Source organism: Glaciibacter kafniensis, from assembly GCF_039538945.1.
Taxonomy (GTDB): domain Bacteria; phylum Actinomycetota; class Actinomycetes; order Actinomycetales; family Microbacteriaceae; genus Cryobacterium; species Cryobacterium kafniensis.
This window is the reverse complement of sequence record NZ_BAABCN010000003.1, coordinates 75,931-93,733: the sequence shown is the minus strand read 5'-3', so window position 1 is coordinate 93,733 and position 17,803 is coordinate 75,931. Positions and strand designations below refer to the sequence as shown.

At 65.0% G+C, this 17,803-nt stretch carries 16 protein-coding genes; 11 read left to right on the top strand and 5 right to left on the bottom strand.

Going from position 1 to position 17,803, the window contains the following annotated elements; all coding sequences use genetic code 11:
* The first annotated feature begins 57 nt into the window (after positions 1-57).
* Positions 58-1,494 (top strand): NAD(P)H-quinone dehydrogenase, encoded by a 1,437-nt coding sequence (locus ABD791_RS08435; RefSeq protein WP_345064798.1) that lies wholly within the window; start codon positions 58-60, stop codon positions 1,492-1,494.
* A 155-nt stretch (positions 1,495-1,649) separates the two neighbouring features.
* On the top strand, positions 1,650-2,354 hold the full coding sequence (locus ABD791_RS08430) for a hypothetical protein (RefSeq protein ID WP_345064795.1): 705 nt from the start codon (positions 1,650-1,652) through the stop codon (positions 2,352-2,354).
* A gap of 100 nt (positions 2,355-2,454) precedes the next feature.
* Here ABD791_RS08430 and ABD791_RS08425 read toward each other — a convergent pair whose 3' ends face one another.
* Both ABD791_RS08425 and ABD791_RS08420 read right to left on the bottom strand, forming a co-directional pair.
* Positions 2,455-4,233: an acetyl/propionyl/methylcrotonyl-CoA carboxylase subunit alpha gene (locus tag ABD791_RS08425; protein ID WP_345064792.1), complete on the bottom strand. Its 1,779-nt coding sequence runs from the start codon at positions 4,231-4,233 to the stop codon at positions 2,455-2,457.
* A gap of 425 nt (positions 4,234-4,658) precedes the next feature.
* Positions 4,659-5,351 (bottom strand): Maf family protein, encoded by a 693-nt coding sequence (locus tag ABD791_RS08420; protein WP_345064790.1) that lies wholly within the window; start codon positions 5,349-5,351, stop codon positions 4,659-4,661.
* A gap of 57 nt (positions 5,352-5,408) precedes the next feature.
* On the opposite strand from ABD791_RS08420, the gene ABD791_RS08415 reads away from it, so the two are divergent.
* The 4 genes from ABD791_RS08415 to ABD791_RS08400 are packed head-to-tail and all read left to right on the top strand — an operon-like array spanning position 5,409 to position 9,962.
* A complete protein-coding gene (locus ABD791_RS08415; RefSeq protein WP_345064787.1) occupies positions 5,409-6,737 on the top strand; it encodes a class I SAM-dependent RNA methyltransferase in 1,329 nt (442 codons plus the stop codon).
* 48 nt (positions 6,738-6,785) lie between these two features.
* Entirely contained in the window at positions 6,786-7,487 is a 702-nt protein-coding gene (locus tag ABD791_RS08410) for a response regulator transcription factor (RefSeq protein WP_345064784.1), read from the top strand.
* A complete protein-coding gene (locus ABD791_RS08405) occupies positions 7,474-8,901 on the top strand; it encodes a sensor histidine kinase (RefSeq protein WP_345064781.1) in 1,428 nt (475 codons plus the stop codon). Before ABD791_RS08410 ends, ABD791_RS08405 begins: the two co-directional genes overlap by 14 nt.
* On the top strand, positions 8,898-9,962 hold the full coding sequence (locus tag ABD791_RS08400; protein WP_345064778.1) for a hypothetical protein: 1,065 nt from the start codon (positions 8,898-8,900) through the stop codon (positions 9,960-9,962). The genes ABD791_RS08405 and ABD791_RS08400 overlap by 4 nt, the downstream gene beginning before the upstream one ends.
* Positions 9,963-10,273: 311 nt before the next feature.
* On the opposite strand, the gene ABD791_RS08395 is transcribed toward ABD791_RS08400, so the two are convergent.
* Positions 10,274-10,513: an acyl-CoA carboxylase subunit epsilon gene (locus ABD791_RS08395; protein WP_345064775.1), complete on the bottom strand. Its 240-nt coding sequence runs from the start codon at positions 10,511-10,513 to the stop codon at positions 10,274-10,276.
* A gap of 8 nt (positions 10,514-10,521) precedes the next feature.
* Positions 10,522-12,093: an acyl-CoA carboxylase subunit beta gene (locus ABD791_RS08390; protein ID WP_345065307.1), complete on the bottom strand. Its 1,572-nt coding sequence runs from the start codon at positions 12,091-12,093 to the stop codon at positions 10,522-10,524.
* 323 nt (positions 12,094-12,416) lie between these two features.
* Between ABD791_RS08390 and ABD791_RS08385 the strand changes: the two genes are divergently transcribed.
* Both ABD791_RS08385 and ABD791_RS08380 read left to right on the top strand, forming a co-directional pair.
* Positions 12,417-13,313 carry a biotin--[acetyl-CoA-carboxylase] ligase gene (locus tag ABD791_RS08385; RefSeq protein WP_345064772.1) on the top strand — a complete coding sequence of 299 codons (897 nt, stop codon included), beginning with the start codon at positions 12,417-12,419 and terminating at the stop codon, positions 13,311-13,313.
* A 59-nt stretch (positions 13,314-13,372) separates the two neighbouring features.
* Positions 13,373-13,912 carry a PH domain-containing protein gene (locus ABD791_RS08380; RefSeq protein ID WP_345064769.1) on the top strand — a complete coding sequence of 180 codons (540 nt, stop codon included), beginning with the start codon at positions 13,373-13,375 and terminating at the stop codon, positions 13,910-13,912.
* Here the strand turns inward: ABD791_RS08380 and ABD791_RS08375 are convergent, their stop codons facing one another.
* Positions 13,913-14,410, bottom strand: coding sequence for a GtrA family protein (locus ABD791_RS08375; protein WP_345064767.1), 498 nt, complete (start codon positions 14,408-14,410; stop codon positions 13,913-13,915).
* A gap of 145 nt (positions 14,411-14,555) precedes the next feature.
* On the opposite strand from ABD791_RS08375, the gene ABD791_RS08370 reads away from it, so the two are divergent.
* The 3 genes from ABD791_RS08370 to ABD791_RS08360 all read left to right on the top strand — a co-directional run bounded on the left by ABD791_RS08370 (position 14,556) and on the right by ABD791_RS08360 (position 17,677).
* Complete coding sequence (locus ABD791_RS08370; RefSeq protein ID WP_345064764.1) at positions 14,556-15,704, top strand: 5-(carboxyamino)imidazole ribonucleotide synthase; 1,149 nt, start codon at positions 14,556-14,558, stop codon at positions 15,702-15,704.
* A gap of 129 nt (positions 15,705-15,833) precedes the next feature.
* Positions 15,834-16,301 carry a 5-(carboxyamino)imidazole ribonucleotide mutase gene (gene purE / locus ABD791_RS08365; protein WP_345065304.1) on the top strand — a complete coding sequence of 156 codons (468 nt, stop codon included), beginning with the start codon at positions 15,834-15,836 and terminating at the stop codon, positions 16,299-16,301.
* Complete coding sequence (locus tag ABD791_RS08360; RefSeq protein WP_345064761.1) at positions 16,298-17,677, top strand: LCP family glycopolymer transferase; 1,380 nt, start codon at positions 16,298-16,300, stop codon at positions 17,675-17,677. Before purE ends, ABD791_RS08360 begins: the two co-directional genes overlap by 4 nt.
* The last annotated feature ends 126 nt before the right edge of the window (positions 17,678-17,803 follow it).

Here is a 17,803-nt window from a genome sequence, read left to right as displayed (position 1 = left end):
TGAATCGTACGGAACGCCGGTTTCGCGCTGACGGTGTTGGGGCGGGAGAATAGAGCCATGGCCAACGAGTTTGAACGCAAGCAACGCATAGTAGTACTCGGTGGAGGGCCAGGCGGTTTCGAAGCGGCGCTTGCCGGCGCCCAGCAGGGAGCCGACGTCACGCTCGTCGAACGCGTCGGTGTCGGCGGATCCGCTGTGATCACCGACGTCGTGCCGTCGAAGTCGCTCATCGCCACCGCAGAGGCGTCAAACTCGATTCGCGAGGCCACCGACCTCGGTGTGCAGTTCTTCGTGCGTGGCACCACCGGCAAGCCGGCTCGCCCAGAGGTCGCCATCAACCTGGCCGCCGTCAACAAGCGTCTTCTCGGACTCGCCCGGCAGCAGTCCGAAGATATGAAGGCCATCCTGATCCGAGCCGGCGTGCGTCTGGTGCAGGGGCAGGGCCGCCTCGACGGCCCCAACGGCGTCATCGTCTCCACTGCACCCGGCGATTCCGGCACCGATTTCGATCGCATCGAGGCCGACACGATCGTCGTGTCTGTCGGCGCGAGCCCGCGCATCCTGCCGTCGGCCTTGCCCGATGGCGAACGCATCCTGACCTGGACGCAGCTCTACAACCTCAAGGCAGTTCCCGAGCACTTGATCGTTGTCGGTTCCGGCGTGACCGGCGCCGAGTTCGCCTCCGCCTACCGCGCCCTGGGCTCCAAGGTCACTTTGATCTCAAGCCGCGACCAGGTTCTGCCCGGTGAAGACGCGGATGCCGCGTCGGTGATTGAAGACGTGTTCACCCGCAACGGCATGGTGGTGCTGTCGAAGTCGCGCGCCGAATCTGTGGTGCGCACTGCCACCGGCGTGCTGGCGACGCTCTCCGACGGGCGCACCGTCGAGGGGAGCCACTGTCTGATGGCCGTCGGCTCGGTTCCGAACACAGTGGGAATCGGTCTCGAAGAGGCCGGCGTGCAGGTCAACGAGTCCGGACACATCCGGGTCAACCGGGTCGCGCGCACCTCTGTGCCGAACATCTACGCGGCCGGTGACTGCACGACCGGGCTGCCGCTGGCATCCGTCGCCTCGATGTCGGGTCGCACCGCGGTCTTCCACGCGATGGGAGACGCCGTTAGCCCGATCGAGGTGCGCAACGTCGCAGCGAATATTTTCACTCAGCCCGAGATCGCCACCGTCGGCTGGACCCAGAAGCAGATCGAAGAGGGACTGGTTCGCGGCGAGATCTACAAGCTGCCGCTCTCGTCGAACCCGCGCGCCAAGATGATGGGCATCAAGGACGGCTTCGTCAAGCTCTTCGCCAGCGTCGGTAGCGGTGCGGTGATCGGCGGCGTGATCGTCGCACCCAAGGCCAGCGAACTGATCTTTCCTCTCGCCCTCGCGGTCGAGCACCGGCTCACCGTCGATGAGGTCGCGCGCGCATTCCCGGTGTACCCGTCGCTGACCAGCTCCATCACGGATGCCGCCCGCGCCATGCACATCGTTCAGTAGCGTTTCGAAGCGGTAGCGACTCAAGCAGGAGCAACTCGCAGCAGTTCCGTCACCGGTCCAAATACGCGCGAGGTGCCACGACACGACACCGCGACACACCCGCCTGACCGGGTGTGAACACAATCTCCGCCAAAATACAGGCGGAGGAACCAACAATGCGATACCTACGACCCCTGGTCGGCGCCGTCTTACTGGCAACCCTACTCGCTGGCTGCACGTCGGCGCCGACCCCGGACGGAAGCGTCCCCGATGCTTCCGCCCCAGGCTCGGCGACGACCCCGCCGCGGGCGAAGCCGAGTGCGACACCGTCGGCCGAGCCGGTTAACCCCCTGGCCGCCGTGACCGCCATCATCGTGCGTCCGGAAAACCTCGATCTGAATGACACGTCCGGTGCCACGATTCGCGCCCTCTCTTACGATGCCGAAGCTGCCGATTTCGTCGCTGCATTGAACGACATCCTGGGTGGCGAGCCGACCGTCACTGAGTTCGCCGGCGGGATGGAGTCATCTCCGTGGACGCAGTATGACTGGGCGGGCGTCCAGGTGAATGACGACCACGAGGCGAATGGTGAGCGGGACATGAATCTCTCCGTCATTTTCGATTCGCCGAGCGTCGGCCAGAGCGTCTCCGTCGCGACGATCCAGGGCTTCCAGCCCGGCGGCGACCTGGCCGAGCTCGCCGAATGGATGGACGAACCCTTCACCGCCGGTGGGTACAACCAGATCCAGGCCGAGCGTGGCCCCGACATCGGGCCGCGCCAGTTCGATACCTATGCAAATGCACACTCCGTCACCGGTCAAGATTTCACGGGGTCGACCGTGATCTTCGCACCGTGGAACTTCGGCATCGGTCACGTCTAGTTCGTCGCGGCCGCGCAGAGAAACGAAGGGGCGGTGCGAGGAAGATTCTTCCTGGCACCGCCCCTTCGGCGTTGTGCAGACGTGAGTTGCGCGGCCTGAGCTACGCGGCGACCGTGTCGACGACGGTCAACAGCAGGTGCCCCGACGACACGGTGGCGCCGACCTCGGCGGCCACGGCGCCGACGATTCCATCCTTGTGCGCCGTCAGCGGCTGTTCCATCTTCATCGCCTCGAGCACGAGAAGCAGGTCGCCCTTGACGACAGTGTCACCCTCTGAAACGAGCAGCTTCACGACCGTGGCCTGCATGGGAGCCTTCACCGCATCGCCGGTCGCGGTGTTGACCGAGTGGTTTCCTCCGCGACGACGCGGCGCAGGTCCGGCCGTCGATGCGGATGCTGCCCCCGGCAGCAGACGGGTCGGCATCGTCACTTCGATGCGTCGGCCTTCAACCTCGACAACGACACTGTGTCGTTTTTCCGGTCCGGCGAGGTCGTCAAGCGTTCCGCTCCACGGCTCGATGTCGTTCTCGAACTCGGTCTCGATCCAGCGGGTATACACCGAGAACGGCTGCCCGTCGGTCGGGGCAAACGCCGGGTCGCGCACGATCTTGCGGTGGAACGGGAGAACCGTCGGAAGCCCGGCAATCTCGAACTCGTCGAGGGCACGGCGCGAACGCTCCAGAGCCTCCTCGCGGGTCGCCCCGGTGACGATCAGCTTGGCCAACAGGGAGTCGAACGATCCGGAGATCACATCGCCAGACTGCACGCCCGTGTCAACGCGCACGCCGGGGCCGCCGGCGGGCTTGAAGACGTGAACGGGGCCGGGGGCGGGAAAGAAGCCGCGACCGGCGTCCTCACCGTTGATGCGGAATTCAAAGGAGTGACCGGTGGCCACGGGGTCGTCGTAGTCGAGAACTCCGCCGGCGGCGAGGCGGAACTGCTCGCGCACGAGGTCGATACCGGTGATTTCTTCGGAGACCGGGTGCTCAACCTGCAGGCGGGTGTTCACCTCGAGGAACGACACGGTTCCGTCTTGACCGATCAAGAATTCGCAGGTGCCGGCGCCCACATAGTTGACCTCGCGGAGGATGGCCTTCGACGCGGTGTAGAGCAGCTCAGTCTGTTCGGGGGTGAGGAAGGGGGCCGGTGCCTCTTCGACAAGCTTCTGGTGGCGGCGCTGCAGCGAGCAGTCGCGCGTTGAGACGACGACGACATTGCCGTGCGCGTCTGCCAGGCACTGGGTTTCGACGTGACGCGGGGAATCGAGGTACTTCTCGACGAAGCACTCGCCACGACCGAACGCGGTGATTGCCTCGCGGGTAGCCGAGTCGAAGAGCTCGGCAACCTCGTCGCGGGTGCGGGCCACCTTGAGGCCGCGTCCGCCGCCGCCGAATGCTGCCTTGATGGCGACCGGGAGGCCGTGCAGGTCGACGAAGTCGAGAACCTCAGCGGCATTCGCCACCGGGTTGAGCGTGCCGGGGGCCAAGGGTGCGCCCACCTTCTGGGCGACGTGCCGGGCCGAAACCTTGTCGCCGAGCTGCTCGATCGCCTCGGGGGAGGGGCCGATCCAGATCAGGCCGGCGTCGATCACGGCGCGAGCGAAGTCGGCGTTCTCGGCGAGGAAGCCGTAGCCGGGGTGTACGGCGTCGGCACCGGAGCGGCGGGCGATCGAGAGAATCTTGTCGATCACAAGATAGGTCTCGGCGCTTGTCGTGCCGTCGAGCCCATAAGCCTCGTCAGCGAGACGCGCGTGCAGGGCATCGCGATCCTGGTCGGCGTAGACCGCGACCGAGAGAATGCCGCTGTCTTTGGCTGCCCGGATGACCCGGACGGCGATCTCGCCCCGGTTGGCGATGAGGACCTTCGTTATGCGAGACACAATGATCTAGCTTAGGGCGCGTGGGGGCGTGCCCTTTGGTTCAGTCCGACAAAATAACGGCCGCAGCCACTGCGGATGCCTACAAAGCGTCGCCGAAGGGGGCGATCAAACCCGTGGCCTGGCCGCGGCAGTGCTCATCTCGACCACGGGTGTCGCAGTGTGCCGCCGACGGGCGTGAGTGTGGCCGGTGTCGGGGCCGTGTGTCGATACTGTTCAGCTCTGAGCGCGCGCAGCGCTCCCGGGAGGCTGCGGGCCCTCACAGCTGAACATTGTCGACATCCGTTGGTCGATCATCCGTTGCTCGAGTCTGTCGAGTCCGTCGAGTCTGTCGAGACCCCGTGAGCCGGCCTCCAGGCGTCGGCCGGGTCTGCGGATTGGCCGGCGGGAGTCTCGACGAGCTCGACCACCGGTATCGATCGGCGAAGTCAGGCCGCGCGGTTCCAGAGACTCGGCCACTCGTGGCCGAGCTCGCGCACGAGCCGGCGCAGGGTCGGCAATGACAGCCCGACGACGGTCGACGGGTCGCCGGCGATGCTGGTGATGAATGGCGCGCCAAGACTGTCGATGGTGAAGGCGCCGGCGACGTAGAGCGGCTCCCCGGTGGCGATGTACGCGTCGAGCTCTGAATCGGTGATGTCGTCGGCAAACGTGACCTGGGCCACGGCCACCGCGCCGTGGGCCCGAAGCGCCACGCCGTCGACGAGCTCGATCAACCAGTGACCTGAATACAACTGACCAGTGCGGCCGCGCTGCAGGCGCCAGCGTTCCGCAGCCTTCTCTGCCGTGTGCGGCTTGCCGTAGATCACTCCGTCGAGCACGAAGACTGAGTCGCCGCCGAGCACGAGGCCCTGAGCCGGCACGGTGCCGTCACTGGTGCCCTTCTCAGCGCCATCGGCAGGGCCGGCGCCCCCGAGCAACATGTCGACAACCGCCTCGGCTTTCGCCTGGGCGAGCAACTGAACCACCTCGTGTGGCGCGAGCTGCACCCCGGCGGCAGCAGCCGCGGCATCCGCCACTGCCGTCTCATCGACCTCAGGCGCCAGGGTGATGGGTTCGATTCCGGCGGAGCGGAGCAACATCAAACGCGCAGGTGACGTGGAGGCGAGGTACAGACGCATGGTTTCCTTCGGAGGGCGGGTGATGCAGGTACCCAGGCAGTGTGGGATGCTCGAGAGATGGGTACGAGCAATAACAATCAGACCGGTCACAATGAACGACAGAGCGAACCCGGTGTCGTCGGAGCCGAGCTCGAACTCGACGTCACAAATGTAGCTCACGGCGGCATTTTCGTCGCCCGTCACGAGGGCCGCGTGGTCTTCGTCAACGACACACTTCCGGGAGAGCGCGTGCGTGTGCGCCTCACCGATGCAAACAAGAAGAGCTTCTGGCGCGCCGAGACCGTCGAGGTGCTGAAGGCAGCCCCCGAGCGTCAGCCGCACGTGTGGGCTGCGGCGGCCGTCGAGCGCGCCCCGCAGGATCGCGCCGGTGGAGCCGAATTCGGCCACATCGAACTGACGCACCAGCGCGAACTCAAGCGCCAGGTGTTGGCCGACGCGTTCAAGCGCATGGCCGGCATCGAGACGGATGTCGTCGTCGAGGCTGTGCCCGTCGGCGAAAACGCTTCTCCGGGTGACGAGCTCGACGGAACCGGCTGGCGCACTCGCGTGCGGCTGCACGTCGCCGAGGATGGCCGGGTCGGCCCGTACGCCGCACGCTCGCACCGCGTGATCTCGGTCGACGACCTGCCGTTGGCCGCTCACGGTGTTGAGATGGCTGCGCCGCTCGACGAATACTTCAAGGGTGCGGCATCCGTGGATGTCGTCGGTCCGAGCACGGGGCGCGTGCAGATCGTCGTCGCCGAAAGCGATGCAAAGGGCAAGCGCGTTGCCACCCCGCCGCGCACGATCATCGAACGTGTCGGCGACCGCGAGTTCCAGCTTGACGTGTCGGGATTCTGGCAGGTGCACTCGAGCGCGGCGCAGACGTTGACGAGTGCCGTGCAGGAGGCCATCGACGAGTCGCTGTTCGACCCGCGTGCCGACAACCTCGATTTGTACGGCGGCGTCGGCCTTCTCGCCGCGGCAGTCGGCGACAAGTTCGGTTCGACCACTCGCATCACCTCGGTCGAGAGCGACCTGCGCGCTACCGAGTTCGCCGGAGAGAACCTCTCTGACTGGGTCGGCGCGAGCGCACAGACCGATCGGGTCGACCGGTTCCTGGGTCGAATCGGGCGCGAAGCCAGCGCCGCAGATCGTTCGCGCCAGCAGGCGGCGACAGTGGTGCTCGACCCGCCGCGTTCCGGCGCCGGCAAGGCTGTCGTCGACGCGCTCGCCGTGCTCTCGCCCGCACAGATCGTCTACGTTGCATGCGATCCGGTGGCGTTGGCCCGCGATATCGCGCTGTTTGCGGCCCACGGCTACCAGCTGCAGAAGATGCGTGCGTTCGACCTTTTCCCGAACACTCACCATGTTGAAGCAGTGGCGTTGCTTACCCGTCAGCCGTAACTGTCGATACTCTCAACTGAACGAATCACTCCAGAGAATGTAGGCATCGTGACCCTCACCGCACCACGCAACACCGCGAGCGTCGATCGTCCGGTGCGCATCGGCATCGTCGACGACCATGAGTCAGTGCGTCTGGGGCTGGCGGCAGCCTGCGAGAAGGCCGGCTACGAGGTCATTCACACGGCCCCGACGGCCAGCGAGCTCGTCGCAGGTCTGGCCGGTCGGCACTGCGATGTGATCGTGCTCGACCTGTCGCTGGGTGACGGCTCTCGCGTCACAGACAACGTCAAGTTGGCTCAGGACACCGGTGCCTCGGTTCTGGTGCACAGCATCGCCGACCGGGTCGCGCTGGTGCGGGAGGCTCTCGCTGCCGGTGCGGCCGGAGTGATCCCGAAGTCGTCGCCGACCACGACCGTCATGGCCGCCGTTGCCTCGGTTGCCAGAGGCGACGTGCTCAACAACCTGGAGTGGGCGACAGCGATTGACGCCGACCACGCCTTTGCCAAAGCCCAGCTGGGGCGTCGTGAACGCGATGTGCTTCACCTGTATGCCTCAGGGCTGCCGTTGAAGATGGTCGCCATGCAACTGGGCATCGCCCATTCGACGGCGCGCGAATATCTCGACCGCATCCGTGTGAAGTATGTCGAGGTCGGCCGTCCGGCCCCGACGAAGGTCGACCTGTTGCGCCGCGCGGTCGAAGACGGGATTCTTCCCGGCCTCGATGCCGACAGTGGAAATGGACGAAGCTAGCCGCCCGGCCGCGGCATACGCGGGCCTTCCGCCAGTGTCGAGCGGCCGGCTTCCTCGTTCGGCCGGCCAAACCAACGACCTCACCTTCAACTCGGTGGGGGAGGGCGGCACTGGCGTTAATCTGGGTGTCAAGGCGCCCCGCAACCCCATCAGCCGGGCGCAGATTGAAACGGTGATCTCGCGTTCTGTCGCGGGTGTCGCACTGGTCTTCTCGCTGCAGTGCCTGCCGATGTTCTTCAGCCAGCTCGACCAACGCATCCCCGTGCTGTCGATCGGGCTGGCGTCGGCGATCGCCCTCTCGGTGATCGCGCTGGTTGTCACGGCAATCGTCAAGCGCGGCGTCAGCATCGTGGCGACAGTAATCACCGCGCTCTACTTCATTGAGCTCGTCGCCTGGCCGTTTCTGATGAAAGACCCCTCGACGGTGCTCGACGGCGCCCCCTGGCTCTGGTATCTCTGCACGGTCGCGACCTCCTGCGCGGCAATCGCCTTTCCGCTGGTCTGGGCGGCGACCTACACGGTGGTCATCCCGCTCATCTACGGCCTGCTGCGCACCACTCCCGCCGGAGGCGGCAAAGACCTCGCCTTGGCCTCCCTCGACGCGGTCTACGCCATCCTGCTCGGTTTTGTGGTGCTCATCATCATCACTCTGTTGCGACAGGCCACGGCGGCCGTCGACATTGCTCAGACCAATGCGCTGACCAAGTACGCGGTCGCAGTGCGTCAGCATGCGACAGAACTCGAACGGGTTGAGGTCGATTCGATCGTGCACGACAGCGTGCTGACGACATTGCTGTCGGCGGCCAGCGCCGAGACCCCCAAAGCCCAGACTCTGGCTGCAACGATGGCCGGTGAAGCGATCACCCGATTGAGCGATGCCGGGGCGGTGCATTCCGGCGACGACATCGTCATCCCGCTCGCCCGGCTCAGTCATCGCATCCGTGAGGCAGCCGAGGCCTTCGCCAGCCCGTTCACTGTCGTGGAGGAGGAGATCGAGTTTCTCAGCCTGCCGGTGCATGCCAGCGAAGCGCTCTATTCAGCAAGCGTGCAAGCGATGGTCAATAGCACCCGGCATGCGGGTCCGCCCAGCGCCGAGTTGACGCGCACCCTGGTGATCAAGGCCAATCAGCGGGGCGGATGCATCGTCGAGATCTCTGACAACGGGGTCGGCTTCGATCCATTGCAGGTTCCACACGACCGGCTGGGGCTGCGGGTGTCGATTCTTGAGCGAGTGTCCGGTGCCGGCGGTGCGGTTCGCGTGTTCTCCCGCGTGGGAGAGGGCACGACAATCACCATTGAGTGGCCAGACACCGATGCGGGCCAGAACTCAGTACTCGGGCAGTTCAGCAGCGACGAGATTCCTGCGCTTGGTCTCGACGTCGACCAGGAAGACGAGCGGAGCGTGAACGAATGATCACCGTCCCGCGCAGCCTCATCCTCGGACTTGCCGCGCTGCTCTCCGGCTACCACATTCTGCTCGGGGTCTACTCGCTTGACGTGCCGGACCGGCAGGGGCCGGTCATCGTTGCCCTGGTGCTCTACGCCGTCGCAACTCTGATCAGTCTCTGGCCGACGTCACCGATGCGCATGCCGCTCTGGCTGTCATTCTTCGACCTCGCCGTTTGCGCTGCGCTGCCCTTGCTCGTCGGAAGCACCCTCGACGGTTCCTCGTCGAGCAACGGCTACGCCACCTGGTACGTCGCCGCCGTCGGCACCCTGATGACCATCGTCGCCACCCGCAAGAACCAGGTTGTCGCCTGGGTCGGTGTCGGCTTTCTCGTCGTGCACACCATCGTCTGGGCCGGTCCAGCGGCGCTCGGCTCGCTGGGCGTCATCGGAAGCGTCGTCTGGGTGACGATCGCCGTCACGCTGTCCAGAGGTTTGGCGCGGGCCGGGCGTGATGCGCGCCAGTTCGCGCGTGCGGAACGGGAAGCCACCGAGTGGCAGGCCGCCCAGGAAGCCCACCTCTACGAACGTCAGGTGCGACTCGAACACACGAGCCGTCTGGCCGTTCCGATGCTGCGACGCATTGTCGAGCGCCACGGCCGACTGAACACGGTTCAACGCCAGGAATGCCGCTATCTCGAGGCCGCCATCCGCGATGAGATCCGCGGGCGCGAATTGTTGAACGACGACGTGCGCAAACAGGTGATGGCGGCCCATCGCCGCGGGGCCATCGTGACGCTACTCGACGAGGGCGGCATGGACGATATTCAGGGGCCGGAGCGCGACGCGATCCTCAACGAGCTTGCAGCGGCCATCGGAAGCACCGGTGCCGACACGATCATCGCCCGCACGGCGGCCGGCTCCGACACGGCGGCGGTGACCGTCGTCGGCCTCAGCAGCACCGACCCGAGTGTCAGCGCACTCGGACAGGACTCGCCCGATGACGAAGTCGATCTGTGGTTGGAAATCCCGCGGCGAGAGCCGGTCCAGCTCAACCGGAACGGGCTGGTGTCGACCGACGAGAAATGAGGAAAGGGGACCAGCCATTGGCCGATCCCCTTCCGGAAACTCGAGTCAACGCGACAACCCGAATGTCACACTGACTCGCCCCCAAAAATTCGCCTGCTTACCCTAGTCGGCGAACTATTGGTGGTGGATCTCATTGAGATGCACCGAGCACTCACTATGTTGCCGGATTTCTTCGAGGGACCCTAGTCGTCATTTAGGGGGACCGCCGGGGGGACAGGATTTGTCAAGCCCTACCGGTGGCTACGCTACTCGACTATTTGCAGTCGGGTGCATGGAGTCCGGTGCGTGGAGTCGGGCGACCGAGCCGGTAGCTAGCCGGAGAATCCGCGCCACTGCCCGTAACCGGGAGTCAGCGGACTGCGCAGTTCCCGTTGGCTCCGATGCCAGGCGCTCTGTCCGTGAGGCGGAGTGGCGCGCAAGCTGTCCGACTCCGCCTGCAGCAATCCACCGAGCACGGCCGATACAGCCGACACCTCAGTGGCGCTGAGACCGGTCGTCACGAAGGTCAACCGCGACCGGGCGACCTCTTCTGATGCATTCTCGTCTGCCATGATGCCGCCTACAGCGGGATGTTTCCGTGCTTCTTGGGCGGCAGGCTCGACCGCTTGGTGCGGAGGGCGCGCAGCGCCTTGGTGATGGCAACGCGGGTGGCGGCCGGTTCGATGATGCCGTCAAGCTCGCCGCGCTCGGCGGCCAGGAACGGGCTCGCCACGTTGTAGGTGTATTCGTTGGCCAGACGCGTGCGCACGGCGGCGACATCCTCACCAGCATTCTCAGCCGCCTTGATCTCGGCGCGGTAGAGAATGTTGACGGCGCCCTGGCCACCCATCACCGCGATCTCGGCGGTCGGCCACGCCAGGTTGATGTCGGCTCCGAGTTGCTTCGAGCCCATCACGATGTACGCGCCGCCGTAGGCCTTGCGCAGAATCACGGTGATCAGCGGAACCGTTGCTTCAGCGTACGCATAGAGCAGCTTGGCGCCGCGACGGATGACACCGGTCCATTCCTGCTCGGTGCCAGGCAGGTAGCCGGGAACATCGACGAGGGTGAGGATCGGAATGGAGAATGCGTCACAGAAACGCACGAATCGAGCGGCCTTCTCACCGGCGTCGATGTTCAAGGTGCCGGCCATCGCGTTGGGCTGATTGGCCACGATTCCGACCGAGCGGCCCTCAACCCGAGCGAACCCGACAACGATGTTCGGGGCGAACAGCGGCTGCGTCTCGAGAAAGTCGCCGTGGTCGACGATGTGCTGGATGACGGTCTTCACGTCATACGGCTGGTTCGGTGAGTCGGGAATGATGGTGTTGAGCTTGCGGTCGGCGTCGGTGGTCTCGAGCTCGATCTCGCTGTCGAACACCGGCAGCTCAGCCAGGTTGTTGTCGGGCAGAAAGCTCAGGAGCGAGCGGGCGTAGTCGAGGGCATCCTCTTCGTCGCTGGCGAGGTAGTGCGAGACACCGGAGACGGAGTTGTGGGTGAGCGCGCCGCCGAGCTCTTCCATGCCGACGTCTTCGCCGGTGACGGTCTTGATCACGTCGGGGCCGGTGACGAACATCTGGCTGGTCTTGTCCACCATGATGACGAAGTCGGTCAGGGCGGGGGAGTACACCGCGCCGCCGGCGGCCGGGCCGCAAATGATCGAGATCTGGGGGATCACGCCGGAGGCCGCCGTGTTGCGACGGAAGATCTCGCCGTACTTGCCCAAGGCGACGACGCCTTCCTGAATGCGGGCTCCGCCGGAGTCGAGGATGCCGATGATCGGCACGCCGGTCTTCAGTGCCAGGTCCATCACCTTGATGATCTTCTCACCAGCGACCTCGCCGAGCGAACCGCCGAAGATGGTGAAGTCCTGGGAGTAGACGGCCACCTGACGGCCGTGGATGGTGCCGGTTCCTGTGACGACGGCGTCGCCGTATGGACGCTTCTTCTCCATGCCGAACGCGTGGGTGCGGTGACGCACGAATTCGTCGATTTCGACAAACGATCCAAGATCGAGCAGCAGATTGATGCGCTCGCGGGCGGTCATCTTGCCCTTGGCGTGCTGCTTCTCAATGGCTGCTTCACCGCTGGCAGTGACAGCCTCGTGGTAGCGGGCCTTGAGGTCGGCCAGCTTTCCGGCCGTCGTGTACATATCGGGGGCTTCCGCAGGCGTTTTTACAGTCACGCGTTTCACTCTACCGGCCAACCGACTGCGCTAACCGTTGACGATTCTCTACAAATCTCGCGCCGAACGCTGGTCGTTTCCCCCTGGGGGTGTGGCTAACTCCTGCAATTCTGGGTCCTTGGCCGAATCATCCGCGTCGACATGCGTGTCGACATTCGGCCGGTCACAGCAGCCGGGACAAATTGCAGGAGTTAGTCACCGACGCAACGGGTGAGCGAGAATAAGGCGTTGTCGGGAGTAATTCGGGAGAATCTCCTGAATTAGACGCAGGGGCGAAGAAAGAAGTGCGCATGGAGTTTTCGCAGAGCCGTCAGGCTGCGACACGGTTCGATCACCTGGCTGAGGCCGGCTCGACCAACGATGTTCTCGTCAGCCACGCGACAGGTCTGGATGCGGGCGCCTGGCCCGATTTCTCGGTCATTGTCACCGACAACCAGACCAGCGGTCGCGGCCGACTCGGCCGTGTCTGGCAAGCCCCCAGCGGCAAGTCGCTGGCCATCTCGGTGCTGCTGCGTCCCACCGGCCTCACCCCGAACGCCTTCGGCTGGTTTCCGCTGCTCGCCGGTGCCGCAATGACGCGAGCCGCCAGGGGAATCGTCGAGGACGCCCTGCAGTCCGGCGGCTCCGCGCGACTGGCCGGAGCATCCCGAGTGGCCGGTGCGCTCGGAGCATCCCGCGCCGGGGAGACCCCGCTGCGCGAAGAAGAGAATCCCAGCCACGATGTCTCACTCAAATGGCCAAACGACGTGTTGATCGACGGCTACAAGGTGTCAGGCATCCTCTGCGAGCTGCTGTCTGACGGCCGCGGACTCGTCATTGGGGCCGGCGTCAATGTGTCGCTCGACGAGCACGATCTGCCGACCGTGACGTCGACGTCGTTGCTGCTGGCCACCAACGGCCCGGTCGACCCCGACGCCGTTCTGGTGCGCTATCTCACCGAGCTCCGCACCCTGACCGATGCCTTCATCGCCAGCGGGGGCGACGCCGTTGCGAGCGGGTCGTTGGCCGCCGTCACCGAACTGTGCGGCACTCTCGGCAGCCACGTGCGGGTCGAGTTGCCCGGCGGCGAAGACTTGCTCGGTGTCGCGACAGGCCTTGACCCGCAGGGCCGACTCATCGTGGCCGACGAGGCCACCGCAGAAGCCCGTTTTGTCGCGGCCGGCGACGTAACGCACCTGCGGTACTAGACGCACCGACGGCATTGCACGCACCTGCGGTACTAATGAGACATGACATTAACGAAGATATGACGAAACGCACAGCAGACCGGCCGGCCCAGTCGGCCGCAGCTCCGGCCGAGCGGGTCATCGCCCGGCTGCATCCCCATGCTCGTCGACTCTTCTGGCCGTGCGTTCTGCTGATCGCTGTGTCGGGGGCGACGGGGTACTTCGCCGGCACCTTTCCCGAGACCTGGCAGAATACGGCGCTGCTGATCGTCGCCGGGCTGATCGTCTTTCTGTTCTGCCTCCTGCCGCTGCTTTTCTGGCTGAGCACGCGCTACACGATCACGACCCGACGTGTCATCCTGCGTCGTGGGTTCTTCGTGCGCGTCAAGCAGGAGGTGCTGCACAGCCGCGGCTACGACGTTTCGGTGCGGAGCGGCTGGTTGCAGGCGATGTCGCGATCAGGTGACGTGCTCATCGATACCGGCCAGGGGCATCCGATCGTCTTGGCAGACGTTCCAAGCGCGTCATTGGTGCAGCAGACGCTCCACGACCTGATCGAAGATGCTCAGCGTTCGAGCGATGCACCGGATGCCTCAGGCTCCGGCCCGATCACGAGCTGATCAACCGGGCAGGCCGGCTGTTTCGCGCACCTGCTGGGCGCCGGAGCGGCCAGGTGCGAAGACCCAGTAGCGATAAAGCGCGAAGCGGAAGATCGCACCGAGAGCCAGGCCGATCACATTCGAAGAAATGTTGTCGGCGAGCAGGCTGGTGAAGCCCAGTGCGTAGTGCGAGATCCAGAGGCAGGCCAGGCCGATACCCATGCCGACGATGCTGACGGCGAAGAACTCGATGCCCTCGCGCAATGTCTGAGACTGCCGATTCTTGCTGAACGTCCAATACCGATTGCCGAGCCAGTTGACCAGGATGGCGAGCACCGTCGAGACGATTTTCGCGTACATCGGGCCGGCGTGCACGTTGCTCGGATCGAAGATCGTGGTGCGCAACAGATTGAACACGGTGATGTCGACAGCGAACCCGACGAGACCGACGGCACCGAACTTGCCGATCTGCACGCCCAAGGCGAGAAATCGGGATCGGTTCCAAGAAAGTGAAGACATGACGGGGGTCCGGCCGGTTCAGCAATGCAACAACAGTGAGGGAAGATAGAGGTGCGAAAAGAGACTGCGAGAACGGCAGTCTACGACGCTGCTGAGACGCCTGCCTGAACGCAGGCCGACGGCCCCCTGAAAGCTCGCACAGAAATTGGTGAAAAACATGGCGACCATTGTTGGTGTCATTGGTGGGGGTCAGCTGGCCCGAATGATGATTCCCGCGGCAGTCAATCTCGGCATCGAGATTCGAGTGCTGGCGGAGACCGACGGCATGTCTGCTGGTCTCGCGGCGTTCGGGGTCGGCGACTATCGCAATCGCGAGGTGGTGCTCGCCTTCGCCGAGACCGTCGACGTGATCACGTTCGACCACGAGCACGTGCCACAAGAGATCTTGCGGGAGCTGGTCGAACGCGGCGTTGCCGTGCATCCCGGCCCCGACGCCCTGCTCTACGCCCAAGACAAACTGCTGATGCGTCAGAAACTCTCTGAACTCGGGCTGCCGGTGCCCGATTGGGCGCGGGTCGAGAACTCGACTCAGCTGGCCGAGTTTCTCGCCGATCATGGTGGCCGTGCCGTCGTGAAGACCGCCAGGGGCGGCTACGACGGCAAAGGCGTGCGTGTCGTGCGCCATGCCCATGAGGCCGACGACTGGTTCTTGGCGCTCGCCGAAGACGCGAACGGTGGGGCATTGCTGGTGGAGGAACTCGTCGAATTCAAGCGGGAACTGGCACAGCTCGTTGCCCGTCGACCCTCCGGCGACATCGTTGCCTGGCCGGTCGTCGAAACGGTGCAGCGTGACGGCGTCTGCGCCGAGGTCATCGCGCCGGCGCCGCACTCGTCCGGCCGACTCTCTGAGGTCGCCGAAAGCATCGCGATCGCCGTGGCCGAGGGCATCGGCGTCACGGGAGTGATGGCGGTCGAGCTGTTCGAGACTGTCGACGAACGGCTGCTGATCAACGAACTCGCCATGCGTCCGCACAACAGTGGGCACTGGTCGATTGACGGTTCGACGACCGGACAGTTCGAGCAGCACCTGCGTGCGGTGCTCGACCTTCCGCTCGGCGGAACGGGCGCGCGCGACGCCTGGTCGGTCATGGTGAACATTCTGGGCGGACCGGCAGAGGGATCCCTCATGGACCGCTATCCAGGTGCGTTGGAGGCATACCCCAGCGTCAAGGTGCACAACTACGGCAAAGACCCGAGGCCGGGTCGCAAGGTTGGTCATGTCACGGCTGGAGGCGACGATCTTGACGACGTCGTGTACCAGGCGCGGGCCACTGCGGCATTTTTTCAGGACTGAACCCATAAGATCGACTCCGTGCCAGTGAATCCGACGCCCCTGAACCCCGCGCCAGCAAATCCCGAGACAACGGATGCTGTGACCGACGTTTCGGTCGCCCCTGCCGCGACTCCACTCGTGGGTGTCGTCATGGGCTCCGATTCCGACTGGAACGTCATGAGCGACGCCGTGCAGGTGTTGCGTGACTTCGGCGTTGCCTGCGAGGTCGACGTGGTTTCTGCGCACCGCACCCCGCAGAAAATGATCGACTACGGCGCATCCGCTCGCGAACGCGGTCTCAAAGTCATCATCGCCGGGGCCGGTGGCGCCGCTCACCTGCCCGGCATGCTCGCCGCCGTCACGACGCTGCCCGTCGTCGGTGTTCCTGTGCCGCTCAGCCGGCTCGACGGCCTCGACTCGCTGCTGTCGATCGTGCAGATGCCGGCCGGCGTCCCCGTCGCGACGGTGTCGATCGGTGGAGCGAAGAATGCCGGTTTGATCGCCATCAAGGTGCTGGCCACCGCCGACGACTCGCTGCGAATCAAACTCGATGAATACGCCCTGGAGCTTGCTGCACAGGTCGAGCAGAAGAGCCGGGATCTTCGATCAAAGCTATGAGTAGCGCGCAGAGCCCCATCCGCTATCCGCCACTCGGCTCCAGCTCGGTCATGACCAAGCGCGGCTGGTGGCTGGTTGTGCTGAACCTTCTGGTGCCCGGATCCGCGCAGGTGCTGGCCGGAAACCGCCGGCTCGGCCGCTTCGGACTCGGTGCCACTCTCACGCTCTGGGCGCTGGCAGTGCTGCTCGGCGTCGCCTACTTGCTCTGGCCGGCCGCGGTGTTCACCCTGTTCACCTCGACGCTCGGACTCTGGGCTGCGGCCGCTGTGTTGGTCTTCTACGCCGTCATCTGGGTGATCCTCACCCTCGACACCATCCGCCTGGTGCGCCTGGTCAAGGCTGCGCCGAAGGCCAGACCCGTCATCGCCGGTCTTGCGGTGGTGCTGATGGTGGCCGTCAGCGGAACCGCGGCATACGGCGCATACGTCGCCACAACCGCGAGCGGATTCCTGTCGTCAGTCTTTGTCGCCGGACCGACAGAGCCTCCGGTCGACGGTCGCTACAACATTCTGCTGCTCGGCGGTGACGCCGGGGCCGACCGTGAGGGTATGCGCCCCGACAGCATCTCTGTGGTGAGCATCGACGCCGACACCGGTCAGGCGACGATGATCGGGCTGCCGCGAGATCTTCTCTACGTGCCGTTCTCCGACGATTCTCCGATGAAGGCCGAGTATCCCGATGGATACGGCGGGACCAACGAAACCTGCAGGGTCGGTGGAGTAGACGATCCTTGTCAGCTCAACTGGATCTACACCGAGGTTGAGGATAAGAGTCCGGAGATGTACCCGGATGCGGTGTCGCAGGGCAGCGAGCCCGGTATCGAAGGCATGCGGGACGCTGCGCAGGGCGTCACCGGCCTGACAATCCAGTACTTCGTGCTGATCGACATGCAGGGGTTCTCCGACTTGATCGACGCGCTCGGCGGTGTCGACATCGACGTGCAGTCGCGGGTTCCGGTGCACTCAGACGACACCTTCACCGATGTGGCGTTCTGGTTCGAGCCAGGGATGCAGCACATGGACGGCTACCACGCGCTCTGGTTTGCCCGCTCGCGCCACGGCACGAGCGACTATGACCGGATGAACCGCCAGCACCAGCTGCAGGAGGCGGTCTTGGCGCAGGCCAACCCCACGAACGTGATCGCCAAGTTCGAAGCCGTCGCCAAGGCGGGAACCCAGGTGGTGAAGACCGACATTCCGCAGGGCATGCTGGGCTACTTCGTGAACCTCGCCTCGAAGACGAAGACGCTGCCGATCAATTCGGTGAACCTGACGCCGGACAACAACATCGACCCGACGGATCCCGACTACACAGCCATCCGCGAAATGATCGACGCGGCGCTGAACCCGCCGTCGACGGAGACGCCCGCCCCGTAGCTCGCTCGACCGTCCCGTTGGTCGAGCCCGTCGAGGCCACGCGAGCCAATCTCGAGACCTGCCCGTCGTTCTCCGGCACGGTACCGCGTTCAGGAGTGGAGGTGTGTCGGCCGGGGCGTGCCCGCG

Excerpts from the sequence above, each read along its gene's own strand:
- ABD791_RS08435 (WP_345064798.1), top strand. The coding sequence starts at position 58 with ATGGCCAACGAGTTTGAACGCAAGCAACGCATAGTAGTACTCGGTGGA.
- ABD791_RS08430 (WP_345064795.1), top strand. The coding sequence starts at position 1,650 with ATGCGATACCTACGACCCCTGGTCGGCGCCGTCTTACTGGCAACCCTA.
- ABD791_RS08420 (WP_345064790.1), bottom strand. The coding sequence starts at position 5,351 with ATGCGTCTGTACCTCGCCTCCACGTCACCTGCGCGTTTGATGTTGCTC.
- ABD791_RS08415 (WP_345064787.1), top strand. The coding sequence starts at position 5,409 with ATGGGTACGAGCAATAACAATCAGACCGGTCACAATGAACGACAGAGC.
- ABD791_RS08405 (WP_345064781.1), top strand. The coding sequence starts at position 7,474 with ATGGACGAAGCTAGCCGCCCGGCCGCGGCATACGCGGGCCTTCCGCCA.
- ABD791_RS08400 (WP_345064778.1), top strand. The coding sequence starts at position 8,898 with ATGATCACCGTCCCGCGCAGCCTCATCCTCGGACTTGCCGCGCTGCTC.
- ABD791_RS08395 (WP_345064775.1), bottom strand. The coding sequence starts at position 10,513 with ATGGCAGACGAGAATGCATCAGAAGAGGTCGCCCGGTCGCGGTTGACC.
- ABD791_RS08390 (WP_345065307.1), bottom strand. The coding sequence starts at position 12,093 with ATGTACACGACGGCCGGAAAGCTGGCCGACCTCAAGGCCCGCTACCAC.
- ABD791_RS08385 (WP_345064772.1), top strand. The coding sequence starts at position 12,417 with ATGGAGTTTTCGCAGAGCCGTCAGGCTGCGACACGGTTCGATCACCTG.
- ABD791_RS08380 (WP_345064769.1), top strand. The coding sequence starts at position 13,373 with ATGACGAAACGCACAGCAGACCGGCCGGCCCAGTCGGCCGCAGCTCCG.
- ABD791_RS08375 (WP_345064767.1), bottom strand. The coding sequence starts at position 14,410 with ATGTCTTCACTTTCTTGGAACCGATCCCGATTTCTCGCCTTGGGCGTG.
- purE (WP_345065304.1), top strand. The coding sequence starts at position 15,834 with ATGGGCTCCGATTCCGACTGGAACGTCATGAGCGACGCCGTGCAGGTG.
- ABD791_RS08360 (WP_345064761.1), top strand. The coding sequence starts at position 16,298 with ATGAGTAGCGCGCAGAGCCCCATCCGCTATCCGCCACTCGGCTCCAGC.